This is a genomic window from Promineifilum sp. (SeqCode), assembly GCF_041918635.1.
Lineage (GTDB): Bacteria > Chloroflexota > Anaerolineae > Promineifilales > Promineifilaceae > Promineifilum.
Genome location: NZ_JAYRVJ010000194.1, coordinates 1 through 3,466, shown reverse-complemented (window position 1 = coordinate 3,466; position 3,466 = coordinate 1). Strand labels below are relative to the sequence as shown.

The window sequence follows — 3,466 nt, the reverse complement described above, 5'->3', positions numbered from 1 at the left end:
GGAGTGGATCCTAACCCGTCGCAGACGTTGCGCCTGGAGAACCAGCACCTTGGCCCCAACCTCTTCGGCGTGATGCCCCGTTCGATCCTGTGGCTGTTCATGACGCCGATGATGCGCGACCTGGGGGTGAGGTTTGTCAATCAGGGCAAATACCTGATGGGCCGCGTGAAAGGCGTCAGCCGCTATCGCCAGCCGCACGTGCAGTTTCACTTTCTGCTCGACTACGTCCCCGATTTCAAGCGCGCCTACGGATCGGGCGGCCTCATCCAGTACCAGCCGTTCATCCCCAAAGAGACGGCCTACGACGCCTTCCACGACATTCTGACGCTCTGCCAGCGGCGGGGTTTGCCTAACTATCTGACCGTGTTGAAGCGCCATCGGCCCGACAACTTCCTGATGAGTTACGCGGTCGATGGCTTCTCGATGGCGATGGACTTCCGCATGACGCGGGAGAACCGGCAGCGGATGGTGTGGCTGACGCGGGAGTTGGACGAGATCGTTCTGGCCGCCGGCGGACGCTTCTACTTCGCCAAGGATAGCACGCTGCGACCGGAAGTGGCCCGGGCCTATCTGGGCGAGGAGCGCATCGCCGCCTTCCGCGCCCTCAAGCGCCGCTGCGACCCGGAGGGCGTGTTGGAGACGGATTTGTGGCGGCGCGTTTTCCCCGAGGAACAGTAAGCAGTGATCAGTAAGCAGTAAGCAGTACTGACTACTGTTCACTGCTTACTGCTTACTGTTCTGTCGCCGCGCTTTCAGCCCGCGGGCGACGACCTCCGCGTTCTCGAAGCGGCTGAAGTAGTTGTGCTCTCCGGTCAGGGTTGCCAGCCGCAGGTAGAGGGCGCGACTGTTGTCGGCCTCATAGGCAACACTGATCTTGCGACCGACAAGCCCATCAACCAGTTCCCAGTAGGCGTTCGTCCACTGCTCGGCCGGCTTCAGATCGCCCTCAGCCGTCTCCTCGCGCCGGCCCAGCAGCTGGGCCAGGCGGACGATGTACTTGTCGGCCCCCGGCACGAGGTCGAGTACGTCCGCCTGGAACACGGCGCGCACGTATTCCCCCTCCGGCAGCCGCCAGGCGAAGTGCAAGGAAAACGATTCACCAACCGCGTAGTGGGCTTCGGGCATGGAAGAAATGAAACACGGATTTGACGGATATCACGGATCGAGTTCAGTTCAATCCGTGTGATCCGTCAAATCCGTATGAATCCGCGTTTAATTCTTTCAGCGGATCGCTAGCTCGGTGGCCTTGTCGAACAGGTGCACGTTGCTCATGTCGAAGACCACGTCGATCTTGTTGCCGGTGTGAACGGCGAAGCGCGGGTCGACCGTGCCAACGAGGCTGTTCTTGCCCGAATTGAGGTACAGGTGCAACTCGTGGCCTAGCAGCTCGACCACTTCCACCGTGGCGCTGACGGGTGCGCCGTCGATGTTGACCGGCGCGTACTCCGGCGCGTGGACGTGCTCCGGCCGGATGCCCATCACCACTTCCTTGCCGGCGTAGGGGGCAAAGGATTGCTTGCGATCCTCGGGGACGCGGACGCGGAAGTCGCCGGTATCGACGAACTGGCGTCCTTCCTCGCTGACCAGCGTGCCATTGAAGAAGTTCATGGCCGGGCTACCGATGAAGCCGGCGACGAAGACGTTGACCGGGTAGTTGTACAGGTTGCGCGGCGTGTCGGCCTGCTGCAAGATGCCATCGGCCAGCACGGCGATGCGGTCGCCCATCGTCATGGCTTCCACCTGGTCGTGGGTGACGTAGATGAACGTCGTGCCCAACTTCTGGTGCAGCTTGCTGATCTCGGCGCGGGCCGAGACGCGCAGCTTGGCGTCCAGGTTGGAGAGCGGCTCGTCCATCAGGAAGACGGCCGGCTCGCGCACAATGGCCCGGCCCAGCGCGACGCGCTGCCGCTGGCCGCCGGAGAGCGCCTTCGGCTTGCGATCCAGCAGGTTCTGCAAGCCGATGTTGTCGGCCGCTTCCCGCACGCGCCGGTCAATCTCGTCCTTGGGCATCTTGCGCAGCTTCAGGCCGAAGGCCATGTTGTCATAGACGCTCATGTGCGGATAGAGCGCGTAGGACTGGAATACCATGGCGATGTCGCGGTCTTTCGGCGGCACGTCATTCACAACGCGGTCGCCAATAAGGATTTCGCCGTCCGAGATCTCTTCCAGGCCGGCCAGCATACGCAGGTTGGTCGACTTGCCGCAGCCGGACGGACCGACGAAGACCATGAACTCCTTGTCGGCGATCTCCAGGTTGAAATCCTTGATGACGCTGACGTCGCCGAAGCGCTTGTAGACGTGCCGGAAGCTTACACTTGCCATCGTTTTCTCCTTGACTGTGGGAAATGATCTCTGATTGTTCCATCCGCCCGGAGTCGAGCGGGTGTGCAGCTTATGAGAAAACTATAGCGGCGTTGTGATGAGCGTCAATGGTGTTGTCTAATAGTGTGGTGTTTTTGTCTAAAAACGTGGTGATCGCGGCAGGCATCGTCTACAGGACAAACAGGCCCTCCAGGCGAGCCAACTCGGCGATATCGGGCGGCAGATCGGGCGGCAGGTAACGGGCGTAGTCCTTCATCCAGTTGGCGACACTCTGGTGATTGACGTTCAGCAGCCGGGCGACCTCGCGCATGGAGTTCCCTTCCAGGTACAGTTGAAGCGCCTGGAAGCGCAGATCTTCGGCATATCCCTGCTCGCGTGGGAAAGGGGTATAGCGGCAGCCACAGGCGGCGCAACGATAGCGCTGGCTGCCGGCGGGAGTGCGGCCATCGCGGGTTTGCCGGCTTTGGCTGTAGCAACGTGGGCAGGATAGACGCGGCTTGTCCATCGCTACATCAGGGTCAGCAGGACGGCCAGCAGGAATAAGCCCAACGCGAGCAGGGCCGGCCGCCAGTTGGCCCGCAACGCCTCTTCCAACGTGGCCGCCGTGGTCGGCTGGGGCCGTTCGTGACGGCCGAAGAGTGTGTCTGCGAACTCCTCGACGGTCTGGGGGCGGTCGTCAGGATGCATCTCCATCGCCCACAAAATAGCCTCGATGACGTGGGATGACAGGTGACCGTTCAGTTGAACCGGCGGGCGCAGGGCGCGCGGGTTGAGGAAGCGCGTCTTGGCGTCGGGCGGCGGGAAGTCGGTCAGCAGGTGATAGAGCGTCGCGCCGAGCGCGTAGATGTCGGTGCGCCCGTCGGTGTGGCCCACGTCGCCGCCGTACTGCTCCAGCGGGGTATAGAGCGCCGTCCCGCGCCCCTGTACTACCGTAATCGTCCGGGCCTCATCCTGAGCCAGCAGCTTCACCAGGCCAAAATCGACCAGCTTAATGCGGTCGTCGGGCGTCAGCTTGATGTTACTGGGCTTGATGTCGCGATGGACGACGGGCGGCGACTGGCGGTGGAGATAGCTCAGCGCGTCGATGATCTGCGCCGCCCAACTGAGGACGGTCGCCTCGCTCAAGTTCCGCCCCTGGTCGCGG

Annotated in this window: 4 protein-coding genes and 1 pseudogene; 1 reads left to right on the top strand and 4 read right to left on the bottom strand. The window is 62.4% G+C overall.

Annotation, left to right across the window (positions count from 1 at the left end; genetic code table 11):
• Window positions 1-678: pseudogene (locus ACE3UY_RS06730) on the top strand (FAD-binding protein); the annotation flags it as partial.
• A gap of 45 nt (window positions 679-723) precedes the next feature.
• Here ACE3UY_RS06730 and ACE3UY_RS06725 read toward each other — a convergent pair.
• The 4 genes from ACE3UY_RS06725 to ACE3UY_RS06710 all read right to left on the bottom strand — a co-directional run.
• Window positions 724-1,125 (bottom strand): hypothetical protein, encoded by a 402-nt coding sequence (locus tag ACE3UY_RS06725; RefSeq protein WP_374686778.1) that lies wholly within the window; start codon window positions 1,123-1,125, stop codon window positions 724-726.
• Between the two features lie 96 nt (window positions 1,126-1,221).
• Window positions 1,222-2,322 carry an ABC transporter ATP-binding protein gene (locus tag ACE3UY_RS06720; protein ID WP_374686777.1) on the bottom strand — a complete coding sequence of 367 codons (1,101 nt, stop codon included), beginning with the start codon at window positions 2,320-2,322 and terminating at the stop codon, window positions 1,222-1,224.
• A 169-nt stretch (window positions 2,323-2,491) separates the two neighbouring features.
• The gene (locus ACE3UY_RS06715) at window positions 2,492-2,827 is read right to left on the bottom strand and encodes a helix-turn-helix domain-containing protein (protein ID WP_374686776.1); all 336 of its coding nucleotides are present in this window, start codon (window positions 2,825-2,827) and stop codon (window positions 2,492-2,494) included.
• A 2-nt stretch (window positions 2,828-2,829) separates the two neighbouring features.
• Window positions 2,830-3,466: serine/threonine-protein kinase (locus tag ACE3UY_RS06710; RefSeq protein WP_374686775.1), on the bottom strand; the 637-nt coding region annotated here is incomplete at its 5' end.

Coding starts and splice junctions, on each gene's coding strand:
- ACE3UY_RS06725 (WP_374686778.1), bottom strand. CDS start 1,125: ATGCCCGAAGCCCACTACGCGGTTGGTGAATCGTTTTCCTTGCACTTC.
- ACE3UY_RS06720 (WP_374686777.1), bottom strand. CDS start 2,322: ATGGCAAGTGTAAGCTTCCGGCACGTCTACAAGCGCTTCGGCGACGTC.
- ACE3UY_RS06715 (WP_374686776.1), bottom strand. CDS start 2,827: ATGGACAAGCCGCGTCTATCCTGCCCACGTTGCTACAGCCAAAGCCGG.